We start from the raw sequence: 14,095 nt of genomic DNA on the forward strand, positions 1-14,095 counted from the left end.
GTCTGCCCAGCACCAGGGCTCGGCGCAGCAGCTTGGTGCGCAGCTCGCCCATCCGTCGCGGTACCACTTGCCCAGTCGCCGGTTGCGGGTGTGCGCTGCGGACGGCACCGCAGGGACCCCGGAGGAGGAGACGGGCATGAGCCTCGAGCAGGTACTCAACGACGAGGAGCGCCTCGCGCAGCTGGACGTCGAGCAGCTCCGGCAGCTGGTCGGGCTGGTCGAGTACGACGCCTCCGGCGACCCCTTCCCGGTCACCGGCTGGGACGCGCTGGTGTGGGTGGTCGGCAACGCCACCCAGACCGCCCACTTCCTCCAGTCGGCGCTCGGGATGGAGCTGGTCGCCTACTCCGGGCCGGAGACCGGCAACCGCGACTCCGTCTCCCACGTCCTGCGGTCCGGAGCGGCCCGGTTCGTCGTCACCGGCGCCTACGACCCGGCCAGCCCGCTGGCCGACCACCACCGCCGGCACGGCGACGGCGTCGCCGACATCGCGCTGTCCGTGCCCGACGTCGACCGCTGCGTCGCGCACGCCCGGGCGGCGGGCGCGACCGTGCTGGAGGAGCCGCACGACCTCACCGACGAGCACGGCACCGTCCGCCTCGCCGCCATCGCCACCTACGGCGACACCCGGCACAGCCTCGTCGACCGCTCCCGCTACACCGGTCCCCACCTGCCCGGCTACGTCGCGCGGACGTCGTCCCACCAGCCGCGTCCGGGCCGGCCGAGGCGGCTGTTCCAGGCCGTCGACCACGTCGTCGGCAACGTCGAGCTCGGCGCCATGGACCGCTGGGTGGACTTCTACCACCGGGTCATGGGCTTCACGAACATGGCCGAGTTCGTCGGCGAGGACATCGCCACCGACTACTCGGCGCTGATGAGCAAGGTCGTCGCCAACGGCAACCACCGGGTCAAGTTCCCGCTCAACGAGCCCGCGGTGGGCAGGAAGCGGTCGCAGATCGACGAGTTCCTCGACTACTACGGCGGTCCGGGCGTCCAGCACGTGGCCCTGGCGACCAACGACGTCCTCGGCACGGTCGACGCCATGCGCGCCGAGGGCATCGAGTTCCTGGCCACGCCGGACTCCTACTACGAGGACCCGGAGCTGCGGGCGCGCATCGGCACGGTCCGGGTGCCGATCGAGGAGCTGCAGCGCCGCGGCATCCTGGTCGACCGCGACGAGGACGGCTACCTGCTGCAGATCTTCACCAAGCCGGTCGGCGACCGGCCGACGGTCTTCTTCGAGCTCATCGAGCGGCACGGCTCGCTGGGGTTCGGCAAGGGCAACTTCAAGGCGCTGTTCGAGGCCATCGAGCGCGAGCAGGAGCGCCGCGGCAACTCCTGACCGGGCGGTCCGGGCGCCGGCCCGACCCGGTCACTCGGCGGGCGGCGGCACCGGCTCCTCGACCCGGTCCCAGCTGTGGTGGCCGTAGAGCACCTTGTTGCCCGCGGCGTCGTACACGACGAGGTGGCCGGTGGAGGTGAAGCTGTACCGGGCGTCGTCGCCGTAGCGGATCACGTCACCGTCCGAGCGGTGCAGGTCGAAGGCCATGCCCGGAGCCTGGCACGAGGGGTCGGGCCCAGCCCGCCGTCAGGGGCGGGTCAGCCGAGCGCGGCCCGCAGCACGTCGGCGTGGTCGAGGTACCACTGGCGGGTCTCCTGCGCCCGCGCCATCGTCCCGCTGGTCCAGTAGCGGGAGAAGGCGGCGTGGCCGTTGGCGACGGCGGTGCCGATCACGTCGTAGCACCACTCGTGGTTGGCCAGGACCGCCGCCGCCATCCGGTCGCGGTCGGCGTCGGTGAGCCCGTAGCCGTCGGCGAACAGCCGGAGGCGGTCCAGCGCCCGCCCGCGCCGGGCGTCGCCGATGTGGCGGTCGGGCCGCAGCGGTGCCCACAGGCGGGCGGCGCAGGCGACGTCCCACACGCGGGAGCCGGGGCTGGCCAGGTCGAAGTCGATGAGGGCGACCGCCCGCCCGTCGCGGAAGACCACGTTGTCCAGATTGACGTCGTTGTGGCTGACCAGCTCGCCGGTGAAGGCGGGCGGCGGGGACGGCGGCCAGCCGTGCGGCGCGGGGTCGAAGCCGGCCACCGCCTGGTGGTAGTCGCGCAACAGCCTCGCCACGCTGAGCAGGGCCTCGTCGGTCAGCGCCCACGCGGGGTAGGGCGGGGTGACGGCGCTGCCGGGGACGTAGGTGAGGATCTCGCGGCCCTGCTCGTCCACCCCGAGGAAGCGGGGTGCCCCGGTGAACCCGACACCGGCGAGGTGGTCCAGCAGCGCCCGGGTCGCCGGGCTCGTGGGCCGCAGCGGCCGCCGGACGGTGTCGCCGGCCCGCACCACCCGTCCCCGGTTGGCGATGCCCCCCTCGAGCAGGACCTCGCGCTCGTCGTCCCCGCGCATCGGCCCCCTTCCGTCTCCGTCCGGTCCCTCACTCCTCGAGGACGGCGTGTGCCAGTGCCGTGTGGGTCACGATGCCACCGACCAGGCCGCTGCGGAGGGCGGCGCGGACGGCGCGGGCCTTGGCCGTGCCGTAGGGGATGACGATGACCTCGGGGATCTCGCGCATCTGGTCCGCGCCGATCCCGATCATGCGCTCGGACAGCTCTGCGTGGACCGGGTCGCCGTCGGCGGACAGGAAGACGCCGGAGACGTCGGCGCACACCCCGAGCCGGTGCAGGGCGGCGCGGTCCTCGTCGGACACGACGTCGTACAGCGTGGACTGGCCGCGCTCCCACTGGCCGACCCCGGCGACCGCCTTGGTCACCAGTGGCAGCTGCGCGAAGGCGCTGGCGACCTCCGGCTGCTGTCGCAGCGCCCGCGCGGTCGCGGCGTCGGGGACGGTGAACGGCGCGTAGAAGACGTGCGCCGCGCCGCCCGAGGCCCGGGCCACCCCGCGGACGACGTCCACCGAGGTGTCGGGCCCGCCGGGCAGCGACAGGACGCCGGTGAGCTGGACGACCGGCGTCCCGGGCAGCGGGGGCAGCGCCTCGGCCATCGCGCTCACCGCCCGCGCCCAGGCCAGGCCCAGCACGTCGTCGGGGGTGATCACCTCGGCCAGCAGCTGCGCGGCGGCGCGGCCGAGGTGGCCGCGCAGGGACGCCGCGTCGTCGTCCGGGGTGTCGACGACGACGGCGTGCTGCAGGCCGTAGCGGTCGCGCAGCCGCACCGAGGACTCGACGTCGATCTCGCCCTCGTGCCGGATCTCGATGCGGACCAGCCCGCTCTCCCGCGCGGCGTCGAGGAGGCGGGCGACCTTGAACCGGCTCAGCCCGAACTCGTCGGCGATCTCCACCTTGGAGCGCCCGTCCAGGTAGAAGCGGCGCGCGACGGACGCGCTGAGGACGATCCCGGCAGGCCCGGTGCGGTCGTCGGCCATCGCTTCTCCTGCTCGTCTGAGCGCCCCGCTGCTCACTCATGCACGGTGTCTTGACGGATCGTGCACCCACGAAGGAGACTCACGCCACACACAAATGAGTGACAGTGTGCTCATCTGAGCGGCCTGTCATGTCCTCGACAGATGTGAGAGGACCGTTCCCTTGCGCAGACACGGACGACCCGCCCGCGCCGCCACGGCAGCCGCGGCGTTGACGGTGGGACTGAGCGGGTGCGCCGGCTGGGGCGGCGGTCCCACCGGCGGCGGCCCGGACACGATCAACGTGCTGATGGTCAACAACCCGCAGATGGCCGACCTGCAGCAGCTCACCGCCGAGCACTTCACCGCCGAGACCGGCATCACGGTCAACTACACGGTGCTCCCGGAGAACGACGTCCGGGACAAGATCAGCCAGGAGTTCTCCAGCCAGGCGGGGCAGTACGACGTCGCCACCCTGAGCAACTTCGAGATCCCGATCTACGCCCGCAGCGAGTGGATCGCCCCGCTGAACGAGTACGTCGAGGCCGATCCCGAGTTCGACCAGGACGACGTCCTCGGGCCGCTGACGGCGTCGCTGTCCGGCGACGACGGCCGGCTCTACGGCGAGCCGTTCTACGGCGAGTCGTCGTTCCTCATGTACCGCGCCGACGTCCTGGAGGCCGCGGGCATCGAGATGCCGGCGAGTCCGACGTGGCAGGAGGTCGCCGACATCGCGGCCGAGGTCGACGGCGTCGAGCCCGGGATGGCCGGCATCTGCCTGCGCGGCCAGCCCGGCTGGGGCCAGGTCTTCGCGCCGCTGACCACGGTGGTGAACACCTTCGGCGGCACCTGGTTCACCGAGGACTGGGAGCCGCAGGTCGACAGCGAGGAGTTCCGGACGGCCGTGCAGTTCTACGTGGACCTCGTCCGCGAGCACGGCGAGGTCGGCGCACCGCAGGCCGGCTTCACCGAGTGCCTCAACAACGTCGTCCAGGGCAACGCCGCCATGTGGTACGACGCCACCTCGGCGGCCGGGTCGCTGGAGGCCGAGGACTCACCCGTCCGCGGCCTGATGGGCTACGCGCCCGCGCCGGTGGTCGAGACCGACAGCTCGGGCTGGCTCTACGCCTGGTCGTGGAGCATCCAGCAGGCGAGCGCGAAGAAGGACGCGGCGTGGGAGTTCATCTCCTGGGCCTCCAGCGCCGAGTACGAGGAGCTCGTCGGCGACGAGCTCGGCTGGTCGCGGGTCCCCGCCGGCAAGCGGGCGTCGACGTACGAGAACCCCGACTACCTCGCCGAGGCCTCCGCCTTCGCCGAGCCGACGCTGCAGGCCATCCAGACCGCCGACCCGAACGACGCCGGCGTGCAGCCCCGCCCGGCGCCGGGGATCCAGTTCATCGGGATCCCGGAGTTCCCGGACCTGGCCACCCAGGTGTCGCAGGACGTCAGCTCCGCGATCGCCGGCCAGATGACGGTCGACGAGGCCCTGCAACGAGGACAGCAGGTGGCCGAGGACGTCGCCGAGCGCTACCGCGAGCGGGAGTCCGGATGACCACGCACCTCCGGACGACCACGCACCGGATCACGCAGACCTGCAGCACCCGGACCTGCGCGCCCGCGGGCACCGGACCCGCACGCGAGGGGGAGGAGCGGCCATGAGCACGACCATCGAGCGCAGGCGCGACGACGTCGGGACACCGCCGCCGCCACCACCGAGCGGCGGGGCGCTGCGGCGCACCTCCGACTGGGCCCGGCGCGCACCGCTCCTGCCGGCGCTGGTCTTCACCATCGTGGTGACGCAGCTGCCGTTCGTCGTCACGCTGATCGTGTCGTTCATGGACTGGAACGCCTACTACCCCGACGAGCGGGGGTTCACGGGGTTCAGCAACTACGCGAGCGTGCTGACCGACGTCAACATGCGCCAGGCGATCCTCACCACGGTCATCCTCACCGCGGTCGTCGTCCTGGTCAGCCTGCTGCTGGGGATGGGCATCGCGCTGCTGCTCGACCGCAAGTTCCGCGGACGGGGCGTGGTGCGCACCATGATGATCACGCCGTTCCTCATCGTCCCGGTGGCCGCGGCGCTGCTGTGGAAGCACGCGCTGTTCAACCCCGAGTACGGCCTGCTCAACGGGACGCTCACCGCGATCTGGCGGCTGTTCGGCTCCGAGAACGCGCCGCAGCCGGACTGGATCACCACCGCGCCGCTGATCTCGGTGGAGATCGCGCTCATCTGGCAGTGGACGCCGTTCATGATGCTGATCCTGCTGGCCGGGCTGCAGAGCCGGCCGCTGGACGTCATCGAGGCGGCCCGCATCGACGGCGCGAGCAGCTGGCAGATCTTCCGCTACATGACCTTCCCGCACCTGCGCCGCTACCTGGAGCTCGGCGGGCTGCTGGGGTCGATCTACATCGTGCAGAACTTCGACGCCGTCTTCACGATCACCTCGGGCGGCCTGGGCACGGCGAACCTCCCGTACGTCATCTACCAGACCTTCTACCAGGCCCACGACTACGGCCGGGCGTCCGCCGCCGGCGTCGTCGTCGTCATCGGCACGATCCTCATCGCCACGCTGGCGCTGCGGACGGTGTCGACGCTGTTCCAGGAGGAGAACGCGCGATGAGCTCCGTCACCGATGTCGCACCGGTCGCCGCGACCCGCACGCCCGAGGGCGAGCCGCGCCGGCCGCGCAAGCCGCGGGCCGGTGCCCTGCTGGGGCTGGCCGCCTGGCTGATCGGCTTCCTGTTCGTCGTGCCGGTGCTGTGGATGGTGCTGACGTCCTTCCACAGCGAGGAGGACGCGGCGACCAACCCGCCGTCGCTGCTCGCGCCGCTGACCTTCGCCGGCTACCGGGAGTTCTTCGGCGTCGGCACCGGCGCCAACCCGTGGCCGTCGCTGGCCAACTCGCTGACCGCCAGCGTGGTCTCCACGGTCATCGTGCTGCTGCTGGCCATCCCGGCGGCCTACGCGCTGTCGATCAAGCCGGTGCGCAAGTGGACCGACGTGATGTTCTTCTTCCTGTCCACCCGCATGCTGCCGATCGTGGCCGGGCTGCTGCCCATCTACCTGTTCGCGCAGTGGAGCGGCCTGCTGGACAACATCTGGCTGCTGATCGTCCTGTACACGGCGATGAACCTGCCGATCGCGGTGTGGATGATGCGCTCGTTCCTCGCCGAGGTGCCGGTGGAGATCCTCGAGGCGGCCTCGATGGACGGCGCGGGACTGCTGCTGACGCTGCGCTCGGTGGTGGCGCCCATCGTCCTGCCGGGGATCGCCGCGACCTCGCTGATCTGCTTCATCTTCAGCTGGAACGAGCTGCTGCTGGCCCGGACCCTCACGGGCACCGTCGCGCAGACCGCGCCGGTGTACCTGACCGGGTTCGTCACCAGCCAGGGGCTCTTCCTCGCTCAGGTGTGTGCCGCGGCCTTCGTGGTGTCGCTGCCGGTGCTCATCGCCGGCTTCGCCGCCCAGGACAAGCTGGTGCAGGGTCTCTCGCTCGGCGCGGTCAAGTGACCGCCACCGGGACGGTGCCGGGGACGGCGGACCTCCACCCGGCGTCGACGATGCGGGTCTCGGTGCTGCGCGGCGCCGGCGACGTCGTCGTCGAGGAGCGCCCGGTGCCGCAGCCGGGCCCCGGCGAGGTCGTCGTCCGGGTCTCCTCGGTCGGGGTGTGCGGCTCGGACACGCACTACTACGAGCACGGCCGCATCGGCCGCTTCGTCGTCGAGGAGCCGCTGGTCCTGGGGCACGAGGCCGCGGGCGAGGTGGCCGCCGTCGGCCCGGGGGTGTCCGCGCCGCGCGTCGGCCAGCGGGTCTCGGTCGAGCCCGGCGTCCCCGACCTGACCTGCCCGCAGTGCCTGGCCGGCCGGTACAACCTCTGCCCGGAGATGCGGTTCTTCGCGACCCCGCCGATCGACGGCGCCTTCGCCGAGTACGTCGTCGTACACGCCGCCTTCGCCCACCCGGTGCCCGACGGCATCAGCGACGACGCCGCGGCGCTGCTCGAACCGCTCTCGGTCGGGATCTGGGCGTGCCGCAGGGGCGGGGTCACCGCCGGCTCTCGGGTGCTCGTCGTCGGCGCCGGCCCGATCGGCCTGGTCAGCGTGCAGGCGGCCCTGGCGTTCGGGGCCACCGAGGTGGTCGTCTCCGACGTCAACCCCGCCCGGCTCGCCCTCGCCCGGGACCTCGGCGCCACCGAGGTGGTCGACGCCCGGACGGCCGACGTCACCGACCTCGACCCCCCGCCCGGGGTGCTGCTCGAGTGCTCGGGACACCCCGCGGCCATCGCCCAGGGCATCCGCGCGCTCGACCGGGCCGGCCGCGCCGTCCTCGTCGGCATGGGCGGCGACGAGGTGCCGCTCCCGCTGTCGGTCGTGCAGGAGCGCGAGCTGGAGGTGACCGGCACCTTCCGCTACGCCGGCACCTGGCCGACGGCGATCGCGCTGGTCGCCGCCGGCCGCGTCGACCTCGACCGCCTCGTCACCGGCACCTACGGCCTGGACCGGGCCGAGGACGCCCTCACCGCCGGCCGCCGCGACCCCGACTCGGTGAAGGTCGTCGTCCACCCCCGGTCCTGACGCCCCCGACCACCGACCAGCAGCAAGGAGAGACCCATGGCCTCCGTCACCTACGACGCCGCCAGCCGCATCTACCCCGGCTCCGACCGTCCCGCCGTCGACTCGCTGGACCTGGAGATCGCCGACGGCGAGTTCCTCGTCCTGGTCGGGCCCTCCGGCTGCGGCAAGTCCACGTCGCTGCGGATGCTCGCCGGCCTGGAGGACGTCGACCGCGGGGCCATCCGCATCGGCGACCGCGACGTCACGCACCTGAAGTCCAAGGACCGCGACATCGCGATGGTCTTCCAGAGCTACGCGCTCTACCCGCACATGACCGTCGCGGACAACATGGGCTTCGCCCTGAAGATCGCCGGTCGCGACAAGGACGACATCCGCAAGCGGGTGGCCGAGGCCGCGAAGATCCTCGACCTGGAGGAGTTCCTCCACCGCAAGCCCAAGGCCCTGTCCGGCGGGCAGCGCCAGCGGGTGGCCATGGGCCGGGCCATCGTGCGCGACCCGCAGGTCTTCCTCATGGACGAGCCGCTGTCCAACCTCGACGCCAAGCTGCGCGTGCAGACCCGCACCCAGATCGCCGCCCTGCAGCGCCGCCTGGGGACGACGACCGTCTACGTCACCCACGACCAGGTCGAGGCCATGACGATGGGCGACCGGGTGGCGGTCCTGCGCGCCGGGATCCTCGAGCAGTGCGACACCCCGCTGCGGCTCTACCAGGAGCCGGCCAACGTCTTCGTGGCCGGGTTCATCGGCTCGCCGGGGATGAACCTCGCGCAGTTCCGGCTGGAGAACGGGCACGCGGTGCTCGGCAGCGCGCGCATCCCCGTGCCGACGGCGGCGCTGAGCGCCCTGTCCGCGGAGGGTGCCGACTCGGTGGTCGCCGGCTTCCGCCCGGAGTCGGTGGACCTGGTGTCGGAGTCCGAGCCCGGCGCCTTCCCGGTCGACGTCGGCGTGGTCGAGGAGCTGGGCTCCGACGCCTTCCTGCACGGGACGCTGCCGGACCTGCCCCAGGCCTCCTCCGGCGCCTTCAACGAGAACGTCATCGCCCGCGTGGACCCCAACCGGCCGCCGGCGAAGGGTGAGCGGGTGCACCTGCGGATCCAGCCCGGCCGCGAGCACCTCTTCTCGCCGTCGACCGGCCGGCGCCTGTCCGTCTGAGACCCCAGGAGACCGCCGTGCCCGCCCTCACCACCGCGACCCTGCCCGCCCTCGCCGGCTCGCTGCCGGTGCCGACGTACGACCGGTCACGGGTGCGGGCCGGGATCGTGCACCTCGGGGTGGGGGCGTTCCACCGGTCGCACCAGGCCCTCTACGTCGACCGGCTGCTCGAGCAGGGGACGGCGCAGGAGTGGGGCATCTGCGGCGTCGGGGTGCTGCCGTCGGACCGCCGGATGGCCGAGGTGATGGCGGCCCAGGACTGCCTGTACACCCTCGTCGTCCGGCACCCCGACGGGAGCGCCGAGGCGCGGGTCGTCGGCTCGATCGTGGAGTACCTCCTCGCGCCCGACGACCCCGAGGCCGTGGTCGAGAAGATGGCGGCGGAGACGACGCGGATCGTGTCGCTGACGGTCACCGAGGGCGGCTACAACATCGCCGCGACCACCGGCGAGTTCGACGCGACCGACCCCGACGTGGTGGCCGACCTCGAGCCGGGGGCCGCGCTGCGGACGTCGTTCGGCCTGGTCACCGAGGCGCTGGTGCGCCGGCGCGACCGCGGCCTGGCGCCGTTCACCGTCGTGTCCTGCGACAACATCCAGCACAACGGCGACGTCGCCCGGCGCAGCTTCGCCGCCTTCGCCGCGCTGCGCGACCCCTCGCTGGGGGAGTGGGTGCAGCGGGAGGTGGCCTTCCCGAACTCGATGGTCGACCGCATCACCCCCGCGACCACCGACGAGGACCGGGCCGACGTGGCCGCGCGGTTCGGCGTCGAGGACGGCTGGCCGGTGGTGTGCGAGCCGTTCACCCAGTGGGTGCTCGAGGACCGGTTCCCGCTCGGCCGGCCGCCGCTGGAGGAGGCGGGCGTGCAGGTCGTGGACGACGTCGATCCCTACGAGCGGATGAAGCTGCGGCTGCTCAACGCCGGCCACCAGGCGCTGGCCTACCTCGGCACGCTCGCCGGCTACCGGCTCGTGCACGACGCGGCGCAGGACCCGCTGTTCCAGCGGCTGCTGCTCGACTACATGGAGCAGGAGGCCACACCCACCCTGCTGCCGGTGCCCGGCATCGACCTCGACGCCTACCGCCGGCAGCTGCTGGAGCGCTTCGCCAACCCGGCCATCCGCGACACCCTGGCGCGGCTGGCCTTCGACGGCTCCGAGCGGCTGACCAAGTGGCTGCTGCCGGTGGTGCGGGACAACCTGGCCAACGGCGGCGAGGTCCGCCGGTCGGCCGCGGTGGTGGCGGGCTGGGCGCGCTACTCCGAGGGCGTGGACGAGCAGGGCGCGCCGATCGAGATCGCCGACCGCCGGCGCGATCGGCTCACCGCCAACGCGCTCCGGCAGCGGGAGGAGCCGCTGGCGTTCCTCGCCGACCGCGAGGTCTTCGGCGACCTGGTGGACGACGAGCGGTTCACCACCTCCTACCTGCAGACGCTGGCGTCGCTGCACGAGCGCGGCGCCCGGGCCACCCTGGAGGCGCTGGTCGGCGACCCCGTGCGCTGAGCGACGCGCGGTCGTCGCTGCGCCTGCGGGTGATCATCGGCTCGTTGCCGCTCGCCACGGCGTGTCCGCCCGCGTCGGCGGCAACGACCCGGAGGTCGACGCCCGCAGCGACGGCCGTCCCGCGCGCCGACCACGGGCGGAGGGCGCTCCTGCTCGGGCCCCGGCGGCTGGGTGAGCATGAAGGGCGGCGCGATGGCCGTGCGCCCCGCGAACCGGCTGTGGCGGCGCGACCGGGCGCACCCGGCGGCACCCGTGTCGCGGACCCGCCGTCCCCTCCGGGCGCGCCTGCTCCCCGCGACGGCGCTGGAGGCCGTGCTCGGCTGGCTGTGAGGCCGGCCGGGTCGCTCCTCGGGACCTCCGGCCCTGCCCGGCGGGGGGCCCGCGCGCCCTAGCCTCGGGCGAGCGACCGGGACAGGGCCCGGCTCCGGCCGGCGGGGAGGACAGATGGCCGTGGACGACGACCGGGACGGCGTCATCCGGGTGTTCCTGCTGGACGACCACGAGATCGTCCGGCGCGGGGTCGCCGACGTGCTCGGGACCGACCCGGGGATCGCCGTCGTCGGGGAGGCGAAGAACGCCGCGGAGGCGATCGCCCGCATCCCCGCGCTGCGCCCGGACGTCGCGGTCCTCGACGTGCGGCTGCCCGACGGCGACGGGGTCGCGGTCTGCCGGGAGGTCCGCGCCCTCGTGCCCGAGCTCAAGGTGATCATGCTGACGAGCTACAGCGACGACGAGGCGCTGTTCGAGGCGATCGTGGCCGGGGCCTCGGGCTACCTGCTCAAGCAGATCCTCGGCCAGGACCTGGTCAGCGGCGTGCGCACGGTCGCCGGCGGCGGCTCGCTGCTCGACCCGCGGGCGGCCACGGCGGTGCTGGAGCGCATGCGGCGCGCGGCCGAGCCCGCCGGGCCGCTGGCCGGGCTCAGCGCGCAGGAGCGCACCGTCCTGCAGCTGATCGGGGAGGGGCTGACCAACCGCCAGATCGGCGAGCGCATGTTCCTGGCGGAGAAGACGGTCAAGAACTACGTCTCGCACCTGCTGGCGAAGCTGGGTCTGGAGCGCCGCACGCAGGTCGCGGTGCTCGCCACGGAGCTGCGCAGCGGGTCGCCGGCGTCCCGGCCGCACTGAGCACCGCCGTCAGCGCAGCGGCGCCCACCAGCGCAGCCGCGTCCCGCCGTCGGGCCGCGGCTCGACCAGCGCCCCGCCGCCGCGCCGCGCCGCCCGCTCGTGCAGGTTGCGCAGCCCGCTGCGCGCGGCGCGCGGGTCGATGCCCCGGCCGTCGTCCACGACCTCCAGGACCACCTCGTCGCCGACGTCCAGGGTCACCGTCACCGACGACGCGCCCGCGTGCCGGGCGGCGTTGCTCACCGCCTCGCGGGTGACCGCCTCGACGTCGGCGGCCAGCTCCCCGGTGACCAGGTTGTCCAGCGCCCCGGACATGCGCACGGTCGGGCGCAGCGTGCCGCCGGCGGTCTCGGTGACGACGTCGAGCACCCGCCGGCGCAGGCTCGTCTGGCGCGCGGTCTCGTCGGTGGTGTGCAGGTCGAAGATCGTCGTCCGGATGTCGCGCACCGTCTCGTCGAGCTGGCCGATGACCGCCTCGATCCGCCGCCGCGCCTCGCCGTCCGGGATCCGGGGGAGGACCGACTGCAGGCCGAGCCCCGCGGCGAACACCCGCTGGATGACGTGGTCGTGCAGGTCGCGGGCGATGCGGTCGCGGTCCTCGTAGACGTCGACCCGGCGGGCGAGGCGCTGCTGCGCGGCGAGGTCGAGCGCGACGGCCGCCTGGTCGGCGAAGGAGCCGATGAGCGGGGCGAGGGCGGCGTCGAACGGTGGGGCACCCGCCCGGCGGGCGGCGATGAGCACGAGGTCCTCGGCGTGCGCGCTGCGCAGCGGGACGGCGGTGCAGGGGCCCCAGCCGACGTGGGCGTTCGGCCCCTCGTAGGACAGCCCGCTCATGTCGAGGGTGACCACCCCCTCGGCGGCGGCGGCCGCCTCGAGGACCGGGCTCTCCGCGGTGGTCAGCCGCCGGCCGGCGAGGGCGTCGAGCCCGTCCCCGACCTGGACCCGCACCGAGTAGCTCCGGTCGGCCGGGTCCGGGCCGGCCATGATCCACGTCCCGTCGGCCTCGCAGAGCGCGGCCACCCGCTCGGCGATCAGCCGCAGTGCCTCGTCCGGCGTCGAGGCGTTGAGCAGGCTCGCCCGCACGTCGGAGACCGCGGTCATCCACCGCTGCCGGGTCTCGGCCCCCTCGTAGAGGCGCGCGTTGTCGATGGCGATGCCCGCGGCACCGGCGAGGGCGGTCAGCACCGCCTCGTCCTCCACGGTGAACTCGCCCTGCCGCTTCTCGGTCATGTAGAGGTTGCCGAAGACCTCGCCCCGCACGAGCACGGGGACGCCCAGGAAGGTCCGCATCTCCGGGTGGTGGGGCGGGAAGCCCACCGAGGAGGGGTGCCGGCCCAGGTCGGGGATCCGCAGCGGCCGCGGCTCGGTGATCAGCTGGCCCAGGACGCCCTTGCCCTCGGGCAACGACCCCATGCGGGCGGCGTGCTCGTCGTCGATCCCGACGTGGATGAAGGCGGCCAGCCCGCCGCCGGCGGCGAGCACGCCGAGTGCCCCGTACCGGGCGTCGACCAGGTCGGCGGCGGCCTCCACGATGCGCCGCAGGGTGGTCTCGAGGTCCAGCCCCGTGGACACGGTGAGGAACGCGTCGAGCAGGTGCTGGACGCGGCCCTGGTTGCGGGCGAGGACGCCGAGCCGTTCCTGCACCTCGTCGAGCAGCTCGGTCAGCCGCATGCCGGCCAGGGGGGATCCCGCGTGCACGAGGGCTCCGGGTGGGGCAGACGGCATGGTGGGACCTCCGTCGCCGAGCCTGGCACGGGCCTCCGTGGGGTGGAACCCCTCCGTTCCCCGTCCGGGCGACCACCCTCAGCGGTCCCGGCCGCCGGGCGGGACGTCGAGGCGCAGCTCGGGGAAGGCCAGCTCGGCGTACCGGAACGCGCCGCCCGGGAGGTGCCAGACGGCGGCCCCGCGGACCGGGCGGGCGCGGCCGTCGACGACGGTCCACCCGTCCACCGGCGTGCTCCAGGTGGCCCGCACCGGCCCGCCGGGGAGGTCGGCCCAGCGGTCGCCGGCGTCGCTCACCGAGACCCGGAAGCCGTCGTCCGTCGCGGCGTCCCCGGTGGTCCGCGGCGCCAGCAGGGACCACGTCCGCGGCCGGCCGACGACGCCCGTCGCGCGCAGGTGGCGGGCGGCCACGGGCGGCAGTCCGGCGAGGTCGTCCTCGGTCCCCGGCCCGGGCGCCGCGGGCCCGGCGGGCAGCCCGGCCGCGGCCACCCTCCGTGTGGAGGCGCGCGGCGGTCGTCGTGGGGCGGGACGGTCGGGAGTGGACACCGGGCACCTCCGGGTGCGGAGCGGGGATCGCCGTCGTGACCGGGGACCTGGGACCCCGGTCGGCGCCGCCCTTGGTCCGTACCGCCCCGGGACGCCGGTCGCCAGTCTCGGGTCAGGCCACCGGCGC

The 14,095-nt window shown here is 73.9% G+C and carries 14 protein-coding genes; 9 read left to right on the plus strand and 5 right to left on the minus strand.

Annotated features, from left to right (window positions below; genetic code table 11):
* The first annotated feature begins 136 nt into the window (after positions 1-136).
* Complete coding sequence (gene hppD, locus JOD57_RS20560) at positions 137-1,342, plus strand: 4-hydroxyphenylpyruvate dioxygenase (protein ID WP_204693710.1); 1,206 nt, start codon at positions 137-139, stop codon at positions 1,340-1,342.
* A gap of 30 nt (positions 1,343-1,372) precedes the next feature.
* Here hppD and JOD57_RS20565 read toward each other — a convergent pair whose 3' ends face one another.
* Genes JOD57_RS20565 through JOD57_RS20575 form a run of 3 tightly spaced genes read right to left on the minus strand, consistent with a single transcriptional unit; the run spans position 1,373 to position 3,370 of the window.
* A complete protein-coding gene (locus JOD57_RS20565; RefSeq protein WP_204693711.1) occupies positions 1,373-1,549 on the minus strand; it encodes a hypothetical protein in 177 nt (58 codons plus the stop codon).
* Positions 1,550-1,599: 50 nt separating this feature from the next.
* Positions 1,600-2,394, minus strand: coding sequence for a phosphotransferase (locus JOD57_RS20570; RefSeq protein WP_204693712.1), 795 nt, complete (start codon positions 2,392-2,394; stop codon positions 1,600-1,602).
* 28 nt (positions 2,395-2,422) lie between these two features.
* Positions 2,423-3,370, minus strand: a complete 948-nt coding sequence (locus JOD57_RS20575) for a sugar-binding transcriptional regulator (protein WP_204693713.1) — start codon at positions 3,368-3,370, stop codon at positions 2,423-2,425.
* 214 nt (positions 3,371-3,584) lie between these two features.
* On the opposite strand from JOD57_RS20575, the gene JOD57_RS20580 reads away from it, so the two are divergent.
* From JOD57_RS20580 to JOD57_RS20615, 8 genes are all read left to right on the plus strand, one after another.
* Positions 3,585-4,898 carry an ABC transporter substrate-binding protein gene (locus JOD57_RS20580; protein ID WP_307824820.1) on the plus strand — a complete coding sequence of 438 codons (1,314 nt, stop codon included), beginning with the start codon at positions 3,585-3,587 and terminating at the stop codon, positions 4,896-4,898.
* 103 nt (positions 4,899-5,001) lie between these two features.
* Positions 5,002-5,970 carry a carbohydrate ABC transporter permease gene (locus JOD57_RS20585; protein ID WP_204693715.1) on the plus strand — a complete coding sequence of 323 codons (969 nt, stop codon included), beginning with the start codon at positions 5,002-5,004 and terminating at the stop codon, positions 5,968-5,970.
* The gene (locus JOD57_RS20590) at positions 5,967-6,860 is read left to right on the plus strand and encodes a carbohydrate ABC transporter permease (protein WP_204693716.1); all 894 of its coding nucleotides are present in this window, start codon (positions 5,967-5,969) and stop codon (positions 6,858-6,860) included. The genes JOD57_RS20585 and JOD57_RS20590 overlap by 4 nt, the downstream gene beginning before the upstream one ends.
* On the plus strand, positions 6,857-7,924 hold the full coding sequence (locus JOD57_RS20595) for an NAD(P)-dependent alcohol dehydrogenase (protein ID WP_307824821.1): 1,068 nt from the start codon (positions 6,857-6,859) through the stop codon (positions 7,922-7,924). Before JOD57_RS20590 ends, JOD57_RS20595 begins: the two co-directional genes overlap by 4 nt.
* A 36-nt stretch (positions 7,925-7,960) precedes the next feature.
* A complete protein-coding gene (locus tag JOD57_RS20600) occupies positions 7,961-9,076 on the plus strand; it encodes an ABC transporter ATP-binding protein (protein WP_204693717.1) in 1,116 nt (371 codons plus the stop codon).
* A 17-nt stretch (positions 9,077-9,093) separates the two neighbouring features.
* Positions 9,094-10,578, plus strand: a complete 1,485-nt coding sequence (locus JOD57_RS20605; RefSeq protein WP_204693718.1) for a mannitol dehydrogenase family protein — start codon at positions 9,094-9,096, stop codon at positions 10,576-10,578.
* A 171-nt stretch (positions 10,579-10,749) separates the two neighbouring features.
* On the plus strand, positions 10,750-10,908 hold the full coding sequence (locus tag JOD57_RS20610; RefSeq protein WP_204693719.1) for a hypothetical protein: 159 nt from the start codon (positions 10,750-10,752) through the stop codon (positions 10,906-10,908).
* Positions 10,909-11,022: 114 nt separating this feature from the next.
* Positions 11,023-11,703: a response regulator gene (locus JOD57_RS20615; RefSeq protein ID WP_204693720.1), complete on the plus strand. Its 681-nt coding sequence runs from the start codon at positions 11,023-11,025 to the stop codon at positions 11,701-11,703.
* A gap of 9 nt (positions 11,704-11,712) precedes the next feature.
* On the opposite strand, the gene JOD57_RS20620 is transcribed toward JOD57_RS20615, so the two are convergent.
* The gene (locus JOD57_RS20620) at positions 11,713-13,398 is read right to left on the minus strand and encodes a GAF domain-containing sensor histidine kinase (protein ID WP_307824822.1); all 1,686 of its coding nucleotides are present in this window, start codon (positions 13,396-13,398) and stop codon (positions 11,713-11,715) included.
* A gap of 105 nt (positions 13,399-13,503) precedes the next feature.
* Entirely contained in the window at positions 13,504-13,968 is a 465-nt protein-coding gene (locus tag JOD57_RS27080; protein ID WP_204693722.1) for a DUF6544 family protein, read from the minus strand.
* Positions 13,969-14,095 lie beyond the last annotated feature (127 nt).

The organism is Geodermatophilus bullaregiensis (assembly GCF_016907675.1).
In the GTDB taxonomy this organism is placed as follows: Bacteria; Actinomycetota; Actinomycetes; order Mycobacteriales; family Geodermatophilaceae; genus Geodermatophilus; species Geodermatophilus bullaregiensis.

Coding starts and splice junctions, on each gene's coding strand:
- hppD (WP_204693710.1), top strand. CDS start 137: ATGAGCCTCGAGCAGGTACTCAACGACGAGGAGCGCCTCGCGCAGCTG.
- JOD57_RS20565 (WP_204693711.1), bottom strand. CDS start 1,549: ATGGCCTTCGACCTGCACCGCTCGGACGGTGACGTGATCCGCTACGGC.
- JOD57_RS20570 (WP_204693712.1), bottom strand. CDS start 2,394: ATGCGCGGGGACGACGAGCGCGAGGTCCTGCTCGAGGGGGGCATCGCC.
- JOD57_RS20575 (WP_204693713.1), bottom strand. CDS start 3,370: ATGGCCGACGACCGCACCGGGCCTGCCGGGATCGTCCTCAGCGCGTCC.
- JOD57_RS20585 (WP_204693715.1), top strand. CDS start 5,002: ATGAGCACGACCATCGAGCGCAGGCGCGACGACGTCGGGACACCGCCG.
- JOD57_RS20590 (WP_204693716.1), top strand. CDS start 5,967: ATGAGCTCCGTCACCGATGTCGCACCGGTCGCCGCGACCCGCACGCCC.
- JOD57_RS20600 (WP_204693717.1), top strand. CDS start 7,961: ATGGCCTCCGTCACCTACGACGCCGCCAGCCGCATCTACCCCGGCTCC.
- JOD57_RS20615 (WP_204693720.1), top strand. CDS start 11,023: ATGGCCGTGGACGACGACCGGGACGGCGTCATCCGGGTGTTCCTGCTG.